Below are 18,412 nucleotides of genomic sequence, written 5' to 3' on the forward strand. Positions count from 1 at the left end.
ACTTAGCGCAAACTGGCGTGGAAACAAGAGATGGACGGGTTGGGTACGGTAACTGTGACGAACGAGATGTTTCCGGCTGTCCTTCGATTCTAGCAGTTGCGCAGGTAAGCGGCGGCGCGAAGACCCGAAATGCGTCCGAGCGCCACTGCAGTCAGGAGACCGTTCCCGGACAGGTAGCCGCTCGCTTTGCTGCCCGATACGCCACAGGCGGCGCCTCCGGCGGCAAAAAGGTTTGCGATGGTCGAACCGTCGCGTCGAACCACACGTGCCTCGCCGTCAACAACAAGCCCGCCCTGGGTGTGGAAGAGTGCGCCGGTGACCCTTACCGCTTTGAAGGGCGCTCGAAGTGGCGGCACGTCTGCCAGAGAACGGCCGAAGGGGTCCGCCCCACCCTCGGCTTTGCAATTCTCGAAAGCACGGAAGCTTGCCGTCAGTTTCTCCGGCGAGACCTGCATCCGCTCCGCAAGCGCCTCGATCGTATCGGCCTCGATGATCGCCTGCATACGCTCGGCGCTTCTGAAATCCTCGAACTGGCCGGCGATCTCGGCGATCCGCGTGTCGAACACGGTCCATGCGATCCCTTCCGGCTGGGCAAGCACGTTGGACGCCTGCTCGGAATACCCCTTCGCCTCGTTGGAAAAGCGTTCGCCTGCGACATTCACCTGGAAGCCGCCTTCCATCACGGTCGCCCAGGTGATCAGGATCCCGGCAGGATGGGCGACCGATCCATGGCCCTGATGACCACTCAGATGCCGGGTCGCAGCACCCAGCGCCTCACCCCAGACGATCGCATCGCCCTGGTTACCTGGGTGACCGAAATAGAGTGCATCCCGCATGTCCGGAATGTGTTCGGCCACCAGTGCCGGATTGCCGCCATAACCATTGCAGGCAAGGATCACCGCCTCACAGCCGATGTCTTCCCTCGAACCATCCGGGCGTGACAGGGTCATGCCGCGCGGTTTGCCGTCAGATCCGACGACAAGCGTGTCCACATGCGCTTCCGTTAGGATATCGATGCCCGCCTCTTCCGCGGCGTCGCGCAGACGATCGATCAGTTCCTCGCCAGACCGGGAGGGGAGACCATGCATTCGAAGGTGCGCGTGACCGGGATAGCGAAAATTGTCGACAAGCGAAAATGCCAGGCCGTGGTCCTCCGCCAGCCATTCCAGCGTTGGTCCGACTGTTTCGGTGACCAGCCGAACGAGATCCACATCCGGCTCGCCATCCGCCTTGTGCAGGATATCCGCCCCGAAGGCTTCCGGCGTGTCCTCGACACCGATCGCGCGCTGCCAGCGCGTGCCTGCTGCCGGAATGAGGCCGGCCGACAGCGCCGTCGAGCCGCGCGGCAGCGGATCGCGCTCCAGCACAATCACCTCGACGCCTCCCGCATTGGCGGAAAGTGCTGCAACCATACCGGCGGCACCGGCGCCGATCACGACAAGCGGCACCATCACCTCGAATTCCCGGTCCGAGACTTCGACCTTTCTCATTGGGCGTCGAACTCGGCGATCATGTCTTCGATTGTCGCGATCCGGCTGACAGGTTTCAATGCTGCGATCGCGGTCTCGTGCGTTTCCTGCGAGAAGGCGGCCGAACCATCCGACAGGGTGATCGTTTCGAAATCGCGGACATGGGCGTCACGAACGGTGGAGGCGACACCGCCATTGGTGACGATGCCGCCGACCACCAGCTTCTCGATGCCGCATTTGCGCAGGACCCATTCGAGCCGGGTCATGTAGAACGCCGAATAGGCGACTTTCTCGACAATGAGATCGGCCGGCGCCAGATCATCGATCAGGCTGTTGCCCCAGGTGCCTGGCGCAAAATCGCCCTTGCCGAGAAAGGGCCGGAGTTCCTTCAGATGCGGTGAGATGATCGGCTCGCCACCCTTGCCCGGCACCAGCGTGAACTGGGCCGAGATGATGTAGCCGCCTTTTGCGCGCATTACGTCCACAAGTGGCTTGATGCGTTCCTGCAATGCCGCGATCTCAGGCGCGCCTTGACCGGCACGGCCATAGGCGCCGTCGGGGGCCAGAAAATCATTGGTCAGATCGACGATGATCAGGCCGGTCTTTTCTATGGGGATCGAATGTCCGCTCATGATTTCCGCTCCACGATGATATTTCCGTAGAGATCGACGCGTGCCTTGAATTCCGGCGAGACGACTGTCGTTGCATCCGGCTGTTCGAGGATCGCCGGGCCCTGGATTTCGGAACTCTCCGGCAGTTGCAGGCGATCGTAGATCGTCGTTTCATGCCAGGCGCCGTCGAACCAGACCTGTCGCGAGCCCGTCGTTGCGGAGGCAACCGTCGTATCGACAGGTGCGGCCAGCGCCTTCAGATCGAAGCTCGGACGAATGCCGATCGCGCTGGTGCGAAGGTTGACGATCCGCATCGGAACACCCGGCAGAAGCCGGCTGAAACTTGCCTGATAGGCATCCTCGAAAGCCTGCTGGATCATCGCCTCGCTGACATCGGTTTGGCTCCCGCTGATCGTTGCCGGCAGTGTGACCCGAACCGTATGGGTCTGACCGACATAGTGCATGTCGAGCTCGAACAGCGTATCGATCCGCTCGACCGTCAGATGCGCATCCTCGACGACGGCGCGCGCCTTGCCCGCCTCCTCGACCATGCGGGCGTCGATCGCCGCAACGTCGATGCCCTCGAGCGAGAGGTTCAAGGTCTGGACCTGGTCGTGGCGGATGTCGGCGATGACGCAACCCAGCGCAGATGTCACACCCGGATAACGCGGCACAAGCGCCGCCTTCAGCCCGACTTCGCGAATCAGCGCCGAGACATGCAATGCCCCGCCGCCACCGAAGGGAACGGCCGCGAACTTCTGCGGATCGTGACCGCGCTCGATCGACATCAGCCGGATCGCGCCGGCCATGCGGCTGTCGGCAATCTTCACGATCGCTTCGGCCGCTTCCATCACACCGAGGCCGAGCGGCTTTGCGACATGCTGGTCGATCGCGGCCTTGGCGGCCTCCACATCGAGACGGGCAAGCTTGCCGCCGATCGGCCGGTCGGCATTGATGCGGCCGAGCACGACATTGGCATCCGTCAGCGTCGGACGGGTATTGCCCTGACCGTAGCAGACCGGGCCGGGCCGCGAGCCGGCACTTTCGGGGCCGACCTGCAGCAGGCCGCCGGCATCCACATGCGCAATCGAACCGCCGCCGGCACCGATCGTGGTGATCTCGATCATCGGTGTGCGGATGACGAGGCCGAAATCGATCGTCGTCTGGGCCGCGAGCGCTGCCTTGCCGTCGGCAATCAGCGAGACATCGAAGGACGTGCCGCCGAGATCGCCGGTGATGACGTTTGGAAAGCCTGCCGCTTTTGCGATCGCGGCTGCGGCAATGACGCCTGCCGCCGGACCGGACAGCGCTGTGCGGGCCGGAAGCCTGCGCGCCGTCTCCGTCGACATGACGCCGCCGTTCGACTGGACGATATGGAAGCGGCCGGCGAAGTCTTCGCTTGCCAGTGCCGTTTCCAGCTTGCCGAGATAGGAGCCGACCACCGGCTGCAGATAGGCATTGAGAACGGTCGTCGACGTGCGCTCGAATTCACGGATTTCGGGCAGGATCTGCGTCGAGCAGGCGAGGTTCTCGTTGTCCCAGACGGCACGGGCGGCTTCCACCGCACGCTCCTCGTTTTCGGGATTGGCATAGGCGTTGACGAAGACGATCGCGAGCGCTTCAGCACCCATCGCCTTCAGCTTTTCGGCAGCGACGCGCACGGCAGCGACATCGACGCCCAGACGGATCGTACCGTCGGCAAGCGTGCGTTCCGCCACTTCCAGACGCATGTCGCGTTCAACGACGGGGATGAAATCGCCCCACAGGCCCCAGGTATTGGGCCGGTCCCGGCGGCGCATTTCCAGTACGTCACGAAAGCCTTCGGTGGTGATCAGGCCAACCCTGGCGCCCTTGCGCTCGAGCAGCGCGTTGGTGCCGACGGTCGTGCCGTGCACGATCGAGGAGAGGTCAGCGATGGCGCCGAAACCCCTCAGACCATCGAGGAAGCCGACAGCTTCATCACCGCGGTTGGAGGGGACCTTGTTGGTGCGGAATTTCGCCGAAGCTTCATCGAAATAGAAGAGATCGGTAAAGGTGCCGCCGACATCGACGCCGACGATCCGGCCCAATCCCGACTGGCCCAGTTTTTCATTTTGTTGTTTTGTTGTTCCCAGATCGCTCACGCGGCCACTCCCTTGCGCAGCTTGTCGGTTGCTTCGTGGTCGATCTCGCCATCTGCGCCGAGCACCACGCCGTAGAGGGCTTCCGCCTGGCTGGTGCTGACGAAGCCGAGGCGCACGTCATGCAGAACCTTATCCGGATCGCGCCCGTGGGGATCGCCCCAGCCGCCGCCCCCAGGTGTTTCCAACCGGATCCGCTTGCCGGGCTTCAGCCTCAGATCGGTGATCTTCGACGCCATCGGCGGAACCGCTTCGCCGCCATCTTCCGTCTGCCACGAGAACCTGTTCAATGCCGCAGACTCTCCGCCGACGACGCCGAACGGCGCGCGTCTGCCGCGTTCGCCGAGCAGCGCCACATCGGCGCCGGTGAGCAGCTCCAGCTCATAGACGGAACCGACGCCGCCGCGATGGGTTCCGGCACCGGCCGAATCCGGCCGCAGCGCCCATTGCGTGAACATGACGGGATAGGCGGCTTCCAGGATCTCGACCGGTGGAATGGTCGCCGTCGAAATCGGGTTGTTGGCATGGTTCAAGCCGTCGGACATCGGATTGCCGCCGAGACCGCCACCGAAGAACGAGAACATCACCCATCGCTTGTGGTCCGCCCTGTAGCCGGCGAGCGACAATGCGTTGATCGTGCCGAACGGAGCCGCAGTCGCACGCGCCGGATCAGCCTGGGCGATGGCGCCGAGAACGACGCCGATCAGCCGCAGGATGGTTTCCGTATAGCCGGCAACCGGCTTTGGAGCATTTGCGCCGAGCAGCGAATTGTCGACGATATTGAACGAGATCGGGCGAAGGCAACCGGCATTCGCCGGCACTTCGGTGAAGATATGCTTCAGCGCCACGTAGCAGGCGGCAATCGTCGTCGAGCGCGAGATATTGATCGGACCCTGGGCCGACTGGGTGGAGCGCGAAAAATCGAGCGCCATCGTGTCGCCGGAAATCGTCAGGTCGAGCGCCACCGTCAGCATCTCGTCGGTGATGCCGTCATTGTCGAGCACGTCTTCGAACGAATAGTTACCGTCGGGGATCGAAGCGATCGCCGAGCGCATCAGCGCTTCGGCGCGGTTCGAGAAAGCCTCGAACGCCGCATCGACTGTCGCTGGACCATATTCACCGAGAAGAGCGCCAAGCCGTTTCTCGCCGAGATCGAGCGCATTGAGCTGACCGTTGAGATCGCCCCAGTTCGACATCGGAACGCGGGAATTGGCGGACAGGATTTCGATGATATCGTTGTTCATCGTGCCCGCGGAGATCAGCTTGACGACCGGGATCCGCACGCCTTCCTGGAAGCTTTCGACCGCCTTCGGATTGTAGCTGCCGGCGACATTGCCGCCGATGTCGAGCCAGTGACCGACCGAGGCCATCCAGCAGAACAGCTTTCCATCGCGGAAGATCGGCCGCACCAGCCGGAAGTCGTTGAGATGCGTCCCGCCTTCGTAAGGGTCGTTGAAGATGAACGTATCGTTCTCCTGCAAGCCCCCTTCCCGCTCGACCTTGGAGATGACGGCGCGCACGGCAAATGCCATGGCTCCGACGAAGATGGGCAGGCCGGATGTGCCCTGCACAAGCGTGTCGCCGGTCGTGGCGTGATAGATGCCGTGGCAGGCATCCTTGGCTTCGGCGATTGTCGGGTTGAACGCCGAGCGATAGAGCGTCGCATCCATCTCGTCCGCGATCTGTTCCAGCCGTCCCTTCAGCACCGCCAAAGTTACGGGATCAAGCGTCACTGCATCACGTGTGACGGTAGCTTGCGAACTCATCTCGCGTCCTCTTCTCGTGTGTCCTGGCGATCGGCATCTTCATAGCTTTTGCCGAGCGCGAGCATGTCGGGCGTGCCGATCAGCGCATTGAGCCCGTTGAAATCAAACATCCGGTCCGCGAAAGGCGCGTTGGATCCGGCAGCGGCCAGCGAGGCGTAATAATCGACCGCCGTCTTCGCCATTGCCCGGACGATTCCGCCCGGGAAGATGACGATCTGGAAGCCGAGCTCCGACAATTCAGCCGCGTTGTGGATCGGGGTGGTGCCGCCCTCGACCATGTTGGCAACCAGTGGCCTTACGCCCTTCAGCGCGCCGGCGATATCGCCCAGCTGCTCGCCACTTTTCGGCGCCTCGACGAACAGGATGTCGGCACCGGCTTGCGCATAAAGATGCGCGCGTTCCAGTGCCCGATCGATCCCTTCCATCTGCAGCGCATCGGTGCGCGCGATGATCAGCGTCTGCTCGCTTGCCCTTGCGTCGACGGCTGCCTTGATCTTTCCGACCATCTCTGCGGTGGAGACGACCGACTTGTCGTTCAGGTGACCGCAGCGCTTGGGCGTCGTCTGGTCTTCAAGCTGGATGCCCTGGGCGCCCATCTTTTCAAACAGCCGGACGGTGCGCTGGACGTTGAGCGCATTGCCGTAGCCCGTGTCGGCATCGACGATGACAGGCACGGTCATCCGGTCGCAGATCATCGCGATCCGGTCGGCCACTTCCGCCATCGACACGAGGCCGATATCGGGTCGCCCAAGATGGGTGTAGGCGATGGCCGCGCCGCTCAAATACACTGCGCGAAAGCCGGCGCCTGCTGCAATCGACGCCGTGAGGGCGTCAAACACTCCAGGCGCGACAATCGGAATGCCGCTCTTCAAATCCTGGCTGAGACTCATGGTATGTTTCCTTGTTCTTGCCGGCCTCTCTGGGCCGTGTTCTTGTCGCTCAAAGGCCGAGATAAGCCCGTTTCAATTCAGGATTGCCGCGAAGTTCGGCGGCATCGCCTGATAGTGCGACCGAACCGTTCTCCAGGATAAAGGCCCGGCTCGCGAGGTCCAGCGACTGCATGACGTTCTGCTCCACCAGCATGATCGGCAGGCCATCGTCGCTCAGGCGGCGGATGAGCGAGAACATCTCCTCGACCAGAAGCGGCGACAGGCCGAGCGAAGGCTCGTCGAGGATCAGCAGCTTCGGCTCGCTCATCAGGCCGCGGCCGATCGCCAGCATCTGCTGCTCACCGCCTGAAAGCGTGCCCGCGTACTGCCGGGTCCGTTCCTCCAGCCGCGGAAAGATCGAGAACACCTTTTCGATATTGCCGGCCCGGACCCGCTTCGGCCGGCAATAGCCACCGAGTTCGAGATTTTCCAGAATGGTGAGGTTGGGGAAGATCTTGCGACCTTCCGGCACGTGGATGAGGCCGGATGCGACGATATCGCGAGCGCTGGTGCCCAGTATCTCACGGCCGTCGAAACGCACCGAGCCGCTGCGGGCGGGCTGCACTCCTGACAGCACCTTGTTGAGCGTGGTCTTGCCGACGCCGTTCGAGCCGAGCACGGCGACCACCTCGCCCTTGCCGACGGAAAGGCTGAGGCCGCGAAGGACTTCGGTTCCGCCATAGCCGGCGCGCAGGTCTGCGATCTCAAGCATGGGCTGCCCCTTCCGCCTTGATGCGCGCTGCAGCGCCGTGGCCGAGATAGGCCTCGATGACAGCCGTATCGGTACACACCAAACGCGGCTCGCCGCTTGCAATCATCTTACCCTGCGAGAGCACGTAGACGGTGTCGCAGAGGTTCATCACCGCCTGCATGATGTGTTCGATCATCAGGATCGTGACACCCTCCTCGCGGATCTGCCGGATGATCGGCAAAACATCGCGGATTTCGGATGGATTGAGACCCGCCAGCACCTCGTCAAGCAGCAACAGCTTCGGCTTCGTCGCCAGCGCCCTTGCCAGTTCGAGCCGCTTGCGGCCGGCAATCGTGAGGCCCGAGGCAAGCTTGTCGAGTTCGTGGCCAAGACCGACTTTCTCAGCCGTCAGGGTCGCAAGACGCCTCGCCTCGGCCGGATCCTTGGTGTGCAGGAAGGCACCGACGGCGATGTTGTCGCGAACGTCGAGACCCGCAAAAGGCTGGACGATCTGGAACGTCCGCGCCAGTCCGCGACGCGCCCTCAGGTGCGGTTTCTCGCCGGTAATGTCCTCATTCTGAAACGTGACGGTTCCCGCATTGGGGCTGAGGAAGCCGGCGATCATTGCAAACAGCGTCGTCTTGCCGGCCCCGTTTGGACCGATCAGCCCGGTGATCGAACCCTCCGCCACGTCGATCGTTGCATCGTCGACGGCGAGAAGCCCGGAAAATCGCTTGGTGAGATTGTGCGCTTTCAACATGGTCATGCCCCTCACATCGCCTTGCCGCGGCTCTTGCGCCGATACCAGAGATCCGCCACGAACCCTCTGATCCCGTTCGGTGCAAAAGCGACGCAGAGAATGAGAATGATGCCGAAGACGACGAGATCGACGCCGGCGATGCCGCCCGAAAACGACTTGGTGATTTCGCCGAGACCCAAAAGCAGGACCGAGCCGATCAGCGGCCCGAGCATCGTGCCTGCGCCGCCGACGATCGCGGCAAACAGCGCCTCGATCGAAATCCAGGAGCCGTAGGCGACATTGGCATCGATGAAGAGGAAGTTCTGCACGTAGAGACAGCCGGCAAGCGCAGTGATTGCGGCAGACAGCGTGATCGCCTGCATCTTGATCTTGAAGATATCAACGCCGAGCGCCTGTGCCGCCTGATCGTTTTCACGAAGCGCGATGAGATAGGCTCCAAAGGCGGATCGTTCCAGCCAACGGGTCAGAAGCAGGCCGCCTGCCACGAAGCCGATGAGGATCAGCAGGAACCAGCGGCGGTCGGAGAATTGCAGATAGGCAAAGCCGTTGTTGATCGAGACCATCATGCCGGCAGCGCCGCCGGTGAAATCCCAGCTATTGGCAAGGATGCGCAGCACTTCCGCAAATGCCAGCGTGATCAGCGCGAAATACGATCCTTTCAGGCCTGCCCGAAAACTCAGAAAGCCGATCATGGCGCCAACGGCCGCACCGAGGATGACGCCGCAGACAAGGCCGACCCAGGCATTGATGCCGAAGCTGGTCTGCAGGATCGTTGTCGTATAGGCGCCGGTACCGAAAAAGGCCGCGTGTCCGAAGGAGGAGAGCCCGCCATAGCCGCCGAGAACATTCCAACCCTGCGCTGTGAGTGCGATGATCATCATGAAGATCAGAAGGTTGAGAATATTGCCCGGCAGCCCGGCAATGGCTGCGATGCCGACCACGCCGAGAAAGGCAAGGGCCGCGATGAATTCGAAGTTCTTCTTCATGCGCGTGCTCCAAACAGGCCGGTGGGCTTCACCAGAAGCACGAGAATGAAAATGAGGAAGATACCGATCTGGCCGAGGCTATCGCCGAGGAAAAGGCTGGAAATGGCTTCCACGACGCCGATCAGCAGGCCGCCGATCAGGGCGCCGGGGATCGAGCCCATGCCGCCGAGAACGACAATGGTGAAAGCGACGAGAACAAAGGCCGCCCCTGTGGTGGGGCTGACATAGAACGAAGGCATCAGCAGGCCGCCAGCAATCGCCAGGCAGGCGGTGCCGATTGCAAACGTCATGGCGTAGACATGCGCGACATTGATCCCGACAAGGCTGGCCCCGAGTTTTTCCTTGGCAACGGCGCGGATCGCCTTGCCGATATCGGTGCGGTTGAGGATCGCCCACAGAAGGACGGCGGTCACGACCGAGACTCCGAGCCCGATCACCCTCGGCAGCGAGAGAAGGAGCGGACCGAGCGGCACGATCTCGAACGCGTAATCTGTCGCAATCGTGCGGGTGTCGGAATTGAACCCGGCGAGAAGCAGGTTCTGGATGACGATCGAAAGACCAAGGGTGGCAAGCAATATGCCGTTGTCGGAGCCGCGGCTGGCCGGACCGATGATGAAACGCTGCAGACAATAGCCGATCGCGAACATTAACGGCGTGACGACGAGGATGGCCACGTAGGGATCAAGGCCGAACCTGTCAGAGGCCAGCCAGACGAGATACATCGCGACCGTCAGCAAGGCGCCGTGGGCGAAATTGACGATGTGCAGCACGCCATAGATGAGGGTGAGCCCGAGGGCGATCAGCGCATAGACGGCACCGAGCATCAGGCCGTTCATCAACGCTTCGAAAATGATTGTCGGCGAATACATGATTTTCCTTCGAAGAAGGGCTTGCCGGAATGGCCCGGGACAAAAACGCCGCCCCGGGCCTGCCGCACTCGCTGGGTATGGATTAGCCGTTGGCCGGGAACTTGGGCTTGGCCTGGGCGAACTGCTCCGGATAGATGACCTTGATCTGGCCACCCTGAACCTGGGTATTGAGCGGAAGCGCGTTGACGTTCTGGCCGGTCGCATCGAACTTCGACTTGCCGTAGGGCATCACGCCGCTGTCGAACTCGTTCTTCTGCAAGGCTTCGATGATCGCGCCGCTTTCGGCACTCTTTGCAAATTCCAGCGCCTGCGCTGCGACCTTGACAACCGAATAGTTGATCGGCGCGTTGTAGGCGTAGAACTTGCCGGCGGCCTGAACGGCCTGCATCAGCTTGTCGTTGGTGGGGTTCTTGGGATCGCCCCAGTGGTTGACGTCCATCACGCCTTCTGCCGCTTCCGGGAATTCCTTGACGAACCGGTAGCTGGAGGCCGCACCGCCGAAGAGAGCATAGATACCGCCCTTCGGCTTGACCCGCTGCTGTTGCAGTGTGCGGGCGAACAGCACGAATTCGTTGAAGTAATGCGAGGGAATGATCAGGTCGGGCTGCAGCGAACGCAGGCGGAGAACAACATTCGACATGTCGCGCGCCGGTGTCGGGTGCGAGATCGCCTCGACCACTTCGAAGCCGAGGGCAGGCAGGCGAGCCTGCATCAGCTTGGCGAGACCCGAGCCGAGAAGACCGTCTTCATGGACGATCGCCACAGTCTTTGCGGCCTTGCCGGAAGCGTCGTTGATGGTCACGAGGTTCTTCAGCGCGACGTCGGCCGCCATCGAGAAGCTCGGGTTGAAACGGAAGACGTTTTTGAGGTTGCGGGTCATCAGCGCGTCGGAGACGGCGCAGTCGATGATGAAGGGAAGCTCGTAGCGGGCCGCGGCCTGGGTCGCGGTCATGGAAATGCCGCTGGCAAAACCACCGACGACGATCGCAGCGCCATCCGCCTTCAGCTGTTCGGTCGCCTGGGCGCCGGCTTCGGCATTCGAACGGCTGTCGCCGATCAGAAGTTCGAGCTTGGCGCCGCCGAGCGACTTGATGCCGCCGGCATCGTTGATTTCCTTGATCGCATATTCCGCGCCGATCCGTGCCAGATCGCCGTCTCCGGCAAAGCCACCGGTCATCGGCTGCAGCAGACCGATCTTGACCGTCGGTGCCTGTGCCCGGCTGAGACCGGGTGCCGCAAGGACCATCGCCGAGACACCGCCAACTTTCAGCACCGTGCGCCGGGAGACCGAGTTCGTGAGCTTCTTCATTCCTTCACCACCCTCTTAGGATTGCGGGGGCCGGATGCCCGCTCGTTACGGTAGACCTCGGACGTAGGGCTCCAGTGCCGGCTCCCTTCAGTGCCCTTGCGTACGAGGTTCATTTGCAGGCTGTATCTATCGGGACGGTAGAGCGCTTGGAGATACTCCATGCCGCGCCCTCCCTTGCCGTAGACGACGCGGGTCAGCGCGATGAGGGGCGAGCCCACACCGATACCCAGCGCCTCGGCCACTTCCGGATTGGCAAGAACCGCACCCACTTCCTGCCACGCCGTTTCAGCACGCAGGCCGGCTCTCTCCATCAGCTCAAGGAGAGCCATATGGGCAAGGTCTTCACGCGAATATTCTCGACCGACACGTTCGGGCACGTAGGCTGTCAGGTACGAGAAGGGAAGGTCGTCGAAGGAGCGCACGCGCACCGACTTCTGAACCCGCTCGTCGTCTTCGAGATGCAAGGCCTCGGCAACCTTCTCGGGCGCCTCGATATAGTCAAAAGAGATCAGCTTGACCGCCGTTGTCCGCCCCATTTCAATGAGGTGCGCAAAGGCATTCGACAGGTCGGCCGTGGCCATCTGGGCAAAGTTGGAGCCCCGCACATAGGTGCCGGATCCGACCCGCTTGTCGACGAGGTCTTCCGCGGAAAGCAGATCGAGCGCGAGCCGGACCGTGACCCGCGAAACCCCGTATTGTTCAGCCAACGCAAGCTCGCTCGGCAGGCGCATGCCGGCCTTCAGCTCGCCCGAAACGATCTTGTCCCGCAGCAGAAGATAGACCTTCTGAGTCTTCAAGGGTTCGGTCGCCGGCCTCAACGTGAGCTCCCAATCTATCTTATTTTTAATACAGGTTTTGTATAAAACGGCTGACAGATCTCGTCAATGCCCATATAACACTCAGCAGACGTATTTGCCTATATGCAGTGCAACATGCGAGATTGTGCGATGCAAGAGAGATCTGCCGGAACCGAGTTTTCACGTGCGATGGCGCCGCTTGCCGTGGGCAATCTCACGTTTCGCAACCGCATTCTCGTTCCGGCGCACACGACCAATTTCGGCGAAAACCACCTGCCGAGCGAGCGCCACCTTGCCTATCACCGTGAACGTGCGAGGGGCGGTGTCGGTGCGATCATCTTTGAATCCATCCGCGTTCACGCGAACTCGCTTGGCCGGCCGCAGGCCGTCTGTGGCTTCGACCCTGCCTGTATCGAACCGTTCCGCAGGATTACCGAGGCTGTCAAAGCGGAAGGCGCGCGGATCCTTGGCCAGATCATCCATCTCGGCCGGCAGGTTGAGGGCGATTTTGAGCGAACGGTCTCCTGGGGCCCATCGCCGATTGCGTGGGCGACATCCGCGCTGCCGCCACGCCCGATGGATCGCGCCGACATGGATGCGGTGATCGAAGGGCATGTGCTGACCGCGCGCCATCTCATGGCGGCGGGCTTCGAGGGGATCGAGCTGCAGATGGCACATGGCCATCTTCTGCAGCAGTTCCTTTCACCGCTTTCGAACAACCGTGACGACGCGTATGGCGGCTCGGCGGAAAACCGGATGCGGTTTCCGCTTGAGGTCCTGCAGGCTGTCCGCGCGGAAGTCGGTCGCGATTTCTGTCTGGGCATTCGCCTCAGTGGCGATGAGTATGTCGAGGGCGGGATCACCATCGATCAGGCCGAGAGGACCGCGGTGTCACTTGCGGCGGCCGAGAAGATCGACTTCTTCAATGTCTCGCACTCCGCCTATCACGCCTCCTATTCGCTCGCTTCGCAAATGGCCGACATGGCGATCGATCCGGAACCATTCCGGTCATTGCCGGCGCGGATCCGCATCGCTTTGCGCAGCCGTGGCCACGACATACCCGTCTTCGCCGTCTGTCGGTTCAACACACTGGCGGAAGCCGACGCGATCATTGCGGCCGGTGGCGCGGATGCGGTTGGTATGGCGCGTGCCCACCTTGCCGAGCCGGCCATCGTCAACAAGACGGTCGAAGGCCGCATGAACGAAATCGGCACCTGCATTGCCTGCAATCAGGGTTGCGCCGGGATGCTGGAAAAGAACCTGCCGATCCGATGTCTTGTCAATCCGCGTGCCGGGCTGGAAGGCGTATGGCCGGAGCTTGCCACGACCGGCACGCGACAACCCAAACGCTTGCTCGTGGTCGGCGGCGGACCGGCAGGACTGGAGGCGGCCCGGACGGCAGCGGAGCGCGGCCATATCGTGACGCTGTGGGAAAAGCAGGACGATCTCGGCGGGCAGTTTCGCGACGCGGTGAAGATGCCGAAGCGCGCTGAGTTCCGAACGCTGATGGAAGAGCAGATTGCCGATCTGGATCGGTTCGGTGTGACGGTGATAACAGGCAAGCATGCCGATGCTGGATCGATTTCCGATTTTGCGGCCGATGCGGTGTTTCTGGCGACCGGTTCGACGCCGGTTCGCACAGAATTTGCCGGTGGCGGAAAGGCCTTCACGATCGTCGAGGCGCTGGACGATCCGGCAGCCCTCGGAAGCGACGTGGCGCTGTTCGACCGCACCGGCGAATGGGCCGCACTGACGCTTGCGGAACATCTCGCCGACCTCGGCAAAAAGGTGACGTTCTTTTCGCCGGCTGGCGGCATCGCCTGGCGCACGACCATCTATTCGACACTCGCAAACCTGAAACGGCTGCGCGAGAAAAGGGTGAGGATCGCCACGCTCCGGAAGGTTACAGGCTTCGACGGCAAGACCCTGACTGTCGAGGATCTCTCGACCGGCGAGAGTGAGTTGCATCTCGGGTTCACCGGTGTCGTCGCCGCCGAACACAATTTCGCGGACCAGTCCCTGTTCCAGCAGCTCTGTCATCTTGCCGTGCCTGTCCGGCAGATCGGCGACAACCTTGCGCCGCGCACGGCCCTTGAAGCCGTCTATCACGGCCATCTCTCGGCTCGAGACCTATGAGATCTGGAAGGAGTAACACTCGATGAGCATTCTGATAACGGGTGCCGCCGGCTTCCTTGGGCTGAACCTGATCGAGGTCTTGAATGCCCAGAGCCAACCAGTCGTTGCCCTCAACGATCGCGCTCTTCCCACAGCCTTTGCCGTGAAGCCGGGTGTCACGGTCGAATTGGCGGACGTGCGGGATCGCGTGGCGATCGCCGACATTCTCTCGCGCCACGACATTAGCTGCATCATCCATGCGGCTGCGATCACCCTTGGGCCAAAGAGTGCCATCGCATCGGCAAGCGACGCCTTCGACGTCAATACGGTCTCGGTCGCGATCCTGCTTGAGGAGGGTCGGAAAGCCGGCATCCGCCGCTTCGTCTACCCGAGCTCCTCCGCCGTCTACGGCGCGGCGCCCTTCGATGGCGCAGCCGTGACCGAAGAGACGAACCCGATGCCCACGACGCTTTACGGCTTTACCAAGCTTGCCAGCGAAAGACTGGTTGTCGAAGCGGGGAAAAGTTTTGGCATATCCACTGTGCGGGCGCGCATCACCGCGGTGTTCGGGCCGCACGAGCATGAAACCGGCGTGCGCGAAACGATGAGCCCGCCATTCCAGATCGCCGCCAAGGCCGTGGCGGGTGAGGATGTTCTCTTGCCTGCAGGAGGCGCCCGCGACTGGACGAGCAGCCGAGACATCGCGAAAGCGCTTGCGCTGCTTGCAACGCGGGAAAGCTTGCCGTCCGATCTCTACAATCTCAGTGTTGGCGAAACCTGGCATGTGAGCCGCCTCTGTGCGCATCTGGCAAAAGCCTATCCCGGCTGGCGCTTTGCTGACGGAAAGGCCGATGGCAGCGACAGCGCGATCGCCTTCAACGACGACCTCTCCCGACGTCGCCATGCGGTCTCGGCCAAGAGGTTCGAAACGGATTTCGGTTTCCGCTTCATGACACCGGACGAGGCCTGCGCAGATTATGTCGGCTGGCTTCAGACCAATGCCTCGTGAACTACCGCGCCGTATAGCCGCCGTCGGCCAGCACGTCGGTGCCGGTGATGAAGCTTGCCTCGTCCGAGACGAGGAAAAGCGCCGTCGCGGCGATTTCCTGCGGTGTGCCGATCCGGCCGATCGGATGAAGCGGAGCAAGCGCTTCGATGACCGCCGCCTCGCTGCCGGCCTGTCGGGTGACGCGGCTCGTCAGCACAGCTCCCGGCGAAAGACTGACGGCACGAATGCCCTGGTCGGCGTGGTCGAGCGCAAGACTGCGGGTGAGCGAATGCAGCCCGGCCTTGCTGGCCGAATAGGCGGCACGCCCGGGCGTCGTCACATGTCCGAGCTGGGACGCGATATTGAGGATGACCCCACCCTGCCTGCCGAGATGCGGCACGCCGTATTTGCAGATCAGGAAAGCGCCCGTGAGATTGACATCCAGTGTCTTGCGCCAGCTTTCGAACGGTATGTCGCAGACGGTGCCAAGCGGGGTTTCGGTTGCGGCGTTGTTGACGAGAATGTCGATACGGCCGAAGCGGCTCGCGACCGCGTCGATGCAGGCCTCGACCGAAGCCGGATCGGCAACATCGCATGGCATTGCAAGGCAGCGATCAGGGTCAAAGCCATCGGTTGGAACGGCGTCGAGATCGAGCATCGCGACGCTTGCGCCAGCCGAGGCGAACCTCTTGGCGATCGCCCGCCCGATATCGCCGCCCGCGCCGGTGATGATGACGACGCGGCCTTCAAGGCATTGAGGAGAAAACATGCATCACCCTTCAGGAGAATTCGAACACTTCGGATCGTCTGTCATCATCGCTTGATTTGCAAATTGAATCTGTCTTAATCTCAATACAGATTTTGAGGGCCTTGGCGGGCCTTGAGGAGTTGATAATGCTGAGGGAACACCGTCCACAGACACTGTTCGACAGGATCTGGCAGAACCACGTGATCGCATCGCAGAGCGATGGTCAGCAGTTGCTGTTCATCGATCGGCACCTGGTTCACGAAGGATCGTTCCACGGTTTCAACAAGCTGAAGGACAAGAACGCACGGGTTTCCCGGCCAGACCTCACCTTCGGCATCGTCGATCATTACGCGCCGACGCGGATACGCGACATTTCGAAGATCGATGCCGCCATCGCTGGGATGATCACCCAGCTGGAGGAGAACTGTCTTGCCAATGACGTCCGCATCTTCGGACTAAACGACCCGCGCCAGGGCATTGTCCATGTGGTCGGTCCGGAGCAGGCGATCACGCTGCCCGGCGCCACGATCGTTTGCGGCGACAGCCACACCTCGACGCATGGCGCTTTTGGCGCAATCGCCTTCGGCATCGGCGCTTCGGAAGTGGCGCATGTCCTGATGACCCAGACGCTGTGGCAGAAGAAGCCGAAATCGATGCGGGTCCGCTTCGACGGCAAGCTTGGGCCTGGAATCACCGCCAAGGACATGGCACTGGCGATGATCGCCGCGATCGGTGCCGATGGCGCCCAGGGCCATGCGATCGAATACACGGGCTCGGCGGTCGAGGGGCTGTCGATGGAAGGTCGGCTGACACTCTGCAACCTCTCGATCGAGAGCGGCGCGCGTTGCGGCCTTATCGCCCCAGACATGACGACGGTGAATTTCCTGCGCCACCGGCCGCTCGCACCGAAAGGCGATCTGTTCGAGCGTGCAGCCGAGGCCTGGCTTTCCCTGCGCGGCGATGGCGACGCCGCCTTCGAGCGCGAGCTGGTGATCGACGGCAGCGAGATTGCACCTGTCGTAACCTGGGGTATCAGCCCCGAAGACGCGCTGCCGATCACGTCGGCCGTGCCGTTGCCGGACGACATGACCGACGAGTCACGCGCGGCCCATACGCGCGAAGCGATCGACTATATGGGCCTGAGACCCGGCATGCCGTTGACAGAAATTCCGGTCGACCGCGTCTTTATCGGTTCTTGCACCAACAGCCGCATCGAAGACCTCAGAGCCGCAGCCGCCGTACTTTCCGGCCGCAAATCTGCCGTTCCAGGTCTGGTGTCACCAGGATCGTCGCTTGTGAAACAGCAGGCCGAGCAAGAGGGCCTGGACCGGATTTTCGTGGATGCCGGATTGGAATGGGTCGATTCCGGTTGTTCGATGTGTGTCGGCATGAACGGTGATCTCGTTCCGCCCGGCGAACGCTGCGCATCCACCACCAACCGCAATTTCAAAGGCCGTCAGGGCCCGAAGTCGCGCACGCACCTGATGTCGCCGGCCATGGTCGCTGCGGCCGCGGTGACCGGTCACCTGACCGATGTTCGAGATCTGATGGGAGGCCGCAGTTGAGACCGTTCAAGACCCTCGACGCAAAAGCCGCGCCGCTGCCTTTTGCAAGCGTCGATACCGATCAGCTGATCCCAGCGCGCTTCATGAAGCGCTCGCGATCGGAGGGATACGGCCAGTATCTTCTCTACGACATGCGGCTCGACGGAGAAGGAAATCCGATCCAGGATTTCCCGTTGAACAACCCTGCCCGCGCAGGCGCCGAAATCCTTGTGGGACGGCGTAATTTTGGCGCGGGTTCCTCGCGGGAGGCGGCCGTTTACGCGCTTGTCGACTACGGTTTTCGCTGTGTCATCGCACCGAGCTTCGGCGATATTTTCGCATCGAACTCGGTGAATAACGGCCTCTTGCCGGCACAGGTGACGGAAGAGGATGCGGAGACCATTCTCTCGCTGATCGAAAATAGCCAGGACCGTGCCTTTGTCGATCTCGACACCTGCGAGATCCGACTCGCCAACCAAGTCTTCCGCTTCGAGATCGAGCCCGTCTGGCGCACTAAACTCCTTAACGGCTGGGATGATCTCGACCTCACCGCAAGCTACGCCGACGATATTGCCCGCTACATGGTCTCGGACAAAGAACGCCACCCATGGCTTCAGGAGATCCCCGCTTCGATCTGAGCGACTGCGCCAAGTTCGGCGCGTGATCTCGATTGGTTCGTTGCGTTGGGTGGCGCTCGCAGGCAGCCAACA

General features: G+C 62.0%; 16 protein-coding genes. 4 read left to right on the top strand and 12 right to left on the bottom strand.

The annotated features are described in order from the left end of the window. Window positions 1-89: 89 nt before the first annotated feature. The 11 genes from ASG19_RS14235 to ASG19_RS14285 all read right to left on the bottom strand — a co-directional run bounded on the left by ASG19_RS14235 (window position 90) and on the right by ASG19_RS14285 (window position 12,307). Entirely contained in the window at window positions 90-1,490 is a 1,401-nt protein-coding gene (locus ASG19_RS14235) for an FAD-dependent oxidoreductase (RefSeq protein WP_062458492.1), read from the bottom strand. Beyond that, window positions 1,487-2,101, bottom strand: coding sequence for a cysteine hydrolase (locus ASG19_RS14240; protein ID WP_062458496.1), 615 nt, complete (start codon window positions 2,099-2,101; stop codon window positions 1,487-1,489). Before ASG19_RS14240 ends, ASG19_RS14235 begins: the two co-directional genes overlap by 4 nt. Then, entirely contained in the window at window positions 2,098-4,194 is a 2,097-nt protein-coding gene (locus tag ASG19_RS14245) for a hydantoinase/oxoprolinase family protein (RefSeq protein ID WP_244476218.1), read from the bottom strand. Before ASG19_RS14245 ends, ASG19_RS14240 begins: the two co-directional genes overlap by 4 nt. A 5-nt stretch (window positions 4,195-4,199) precedes the next feature. Next, window positions 4,200-5,966, bottom strand: coding sequence for a hydantoinase B/oxoprolinase family protein (locus ASG19_RS14250; RefSeq protein ID WP_062458499.1), 1,767 nt, complete (start codon window positions 5,964-5,966; stop codon window positions 4,200-4,202). Beyond that, the gene (locus tag ASG19_RS14255) at window positions 5,963-6,856 is read right to left on the bottom strand and encodes an isocitrate lyase/PEP mutase family protein (RefSeq protein ID WP_062458502.1); all 894 of its coding nucleotides are present in this window, start codon (window positions 6,854-6,856) and stop codon (window positions 5,963-5,965) included. Before ASG19_RS14255 ends, ASG19_RS14250 begins: the two co-directional genes overlap by 4 nt. 49 nt (window positions 6,857-6,905) lie before the next feature. Further along, window positions 6,906-7,607, bottom strand: a complete 702-nt coding sequence (locus tag ASG19_RS14260) for an ABC transporter ATP-binding protein (protein ID WP_062458505.1) — start codon at window positions 7,605-7,607, stop codon at window positions 6,906-6,908. Next, window positions 7,600-8,346, bottom strand: a complete 747-nt coding sequence (locus ASG19_RS14265; RefSeq protein ID WP_062460365.1) for an ABC transporter ATP-binding protein — start codon at window positions 8,344-8,346, stop codon at window positions 7,600-7,602. The genes ASG19_RS14260 and ASG19_RS14265 overlap by 8 nt, the downstream gene beginning before the upstream one ends. A gap of 11 nt (window positions 8,347-8,357) precedes the next feature. Further along, window positions 8,358-9,332, bottom strand: a complete 975-nt coding sequence (locus ASG19_RS14270; protein WP_062458508.1) for a branched-chain amino acid ABC transporter permease — start codon at window positions 9,330-9,332, stop codon at window positions 8,358-8,360. Next, the gene (locus tag ASG19_RS14275; protein WP_062458510.1) at window positions 9,329-10,201 is read right to left on the bottom strand and encodes a branched-chain amino acid ABC transporter permease; all 873 of its coding nucleotides are present in this window, start codon (window positions 10,199-10,201) and stop codon (window positions 9,329-9,331) included. The genes ASG19_RS14270 and ASG19_RS14275 overlap by 4 nt, the downstream gene beginning before the upstream one ends. An 82-nt stretch (window positions 10,202-10,283) precedes the next feature. Further along, window positions 10,284-11,510 (bottom strand): ABC transporter substrate-binding protein, encoded by a 1,227-nt coding sequence (locus ASG19_RS14280; RefSeq protein ID WP_062458513.1) that lies wholly within the window; start codon window positions 11,508-11,510, stop codon window positions 10,284-10,286. Next, window positions 11,507-12,307 (bottom strand): GntR family transcriptional regulator, encoded by an 801-nt coding sequence (locus ASG19_RS14285; RefSeq protein ID WP_244473911.1) that lies wholly within the window; start codon window positions 12,305-12,307, stop codon window positions 11,507-11,509. The genes ASG19_RS14280 and ASG19_RS14285 overlap by 4 nt, the downstream gene beginning before the upstream one ends. A 150-nt stretch (window positions 12,308-12,457) precedes the next feature. Here ASG19_RS14285 and ASG19_RS14290 point away from each other — a divergent pair, with 150 nt between their 5' ends. Together ASG19_RS14290 and ASG19_RS14295 are read left to right on the top strand one after the other, a co-directional pair. After that, window positions 12,458-14,443 (top strand): FAD-dependent oxidoreductase, encoded by a 1,986-nt coding sequence (locus ASG19_RS14290; RefSeq protein ID WP_062458521.1) that lies wholly within the window; start codon window positions 12,458-12,460, stop codon window positions 14,441-14,443. A gap of 22 nt (window positions 14,444-14,465) precedes the next feature. Next, on the top strand, window positions 14,466-15,431 hold the full coding sequence (locus ASG19_RS14295; RefSeq protein WP_062458524.1) for an NAD-dependent epimerase/dehydratase family protein: 966 nt from the start codon (window positions 14,466-14,468) through the stop codon (window positions 15,429-15,431). 1 nt (window position 15,432) lies between these two features. Here ASG19_RS14295 and ASG19_RS14300 read toward each other — a convergent pair whose 3' ends face one another. Next, a complete protein-coding gene (locus ASG19_RS14300; RefSeq protein WP_082476340.1) occupies window positions 15,433-16,179 on the bottom strand; it encodes an SDR family oxidoreductase in 747 nt (248 codons plus the stop codon). A gap of 125 nt (window positions 16,180-16,304) precedes the next feature. Here ASG19_RS14300 and leuC point away from each other — a divergent pair, with 125 nt between their 5' ends. Then, complete coding sequence (leuC, locus tag ASG19_RS14305) at window positions 16,305-17,723, top strand: 3-isopropylmalate dehydratase large subunit (RefSeq protein WP_062458527.1); 1,419 nt, start codon at window positions 16,305-16,307, stop codon at window positions 17,721-17,723. Next, window positions 17,720-18,340, top strand: a complete 621-nt coding sequence (leuD, locus tag ASG19_RS14310; RefSeq protein ID WP_062458530.1) for a 3-isopropylmalate dehydratase small subunit — start codon at window positions 17,720-17,722, stop codon at window positions 18,338-18,340. The genes leuC and leuD overlap by 4 nt, the downstream gene beginning before the upstream one ends. Window positions 18,341-18,412: the final 72 nt, after the last annotated feature.

It is taken from the genome of Rhizobium sp. Leaf306 (genome assembly GCF_001423425.1).
Lineage (GTDB): Bacteria > Pseudomonadota > Alphaproteobacteria > Rhizobiales > Rhizobiaceae > Neorhizobium > Neorhizobium soli.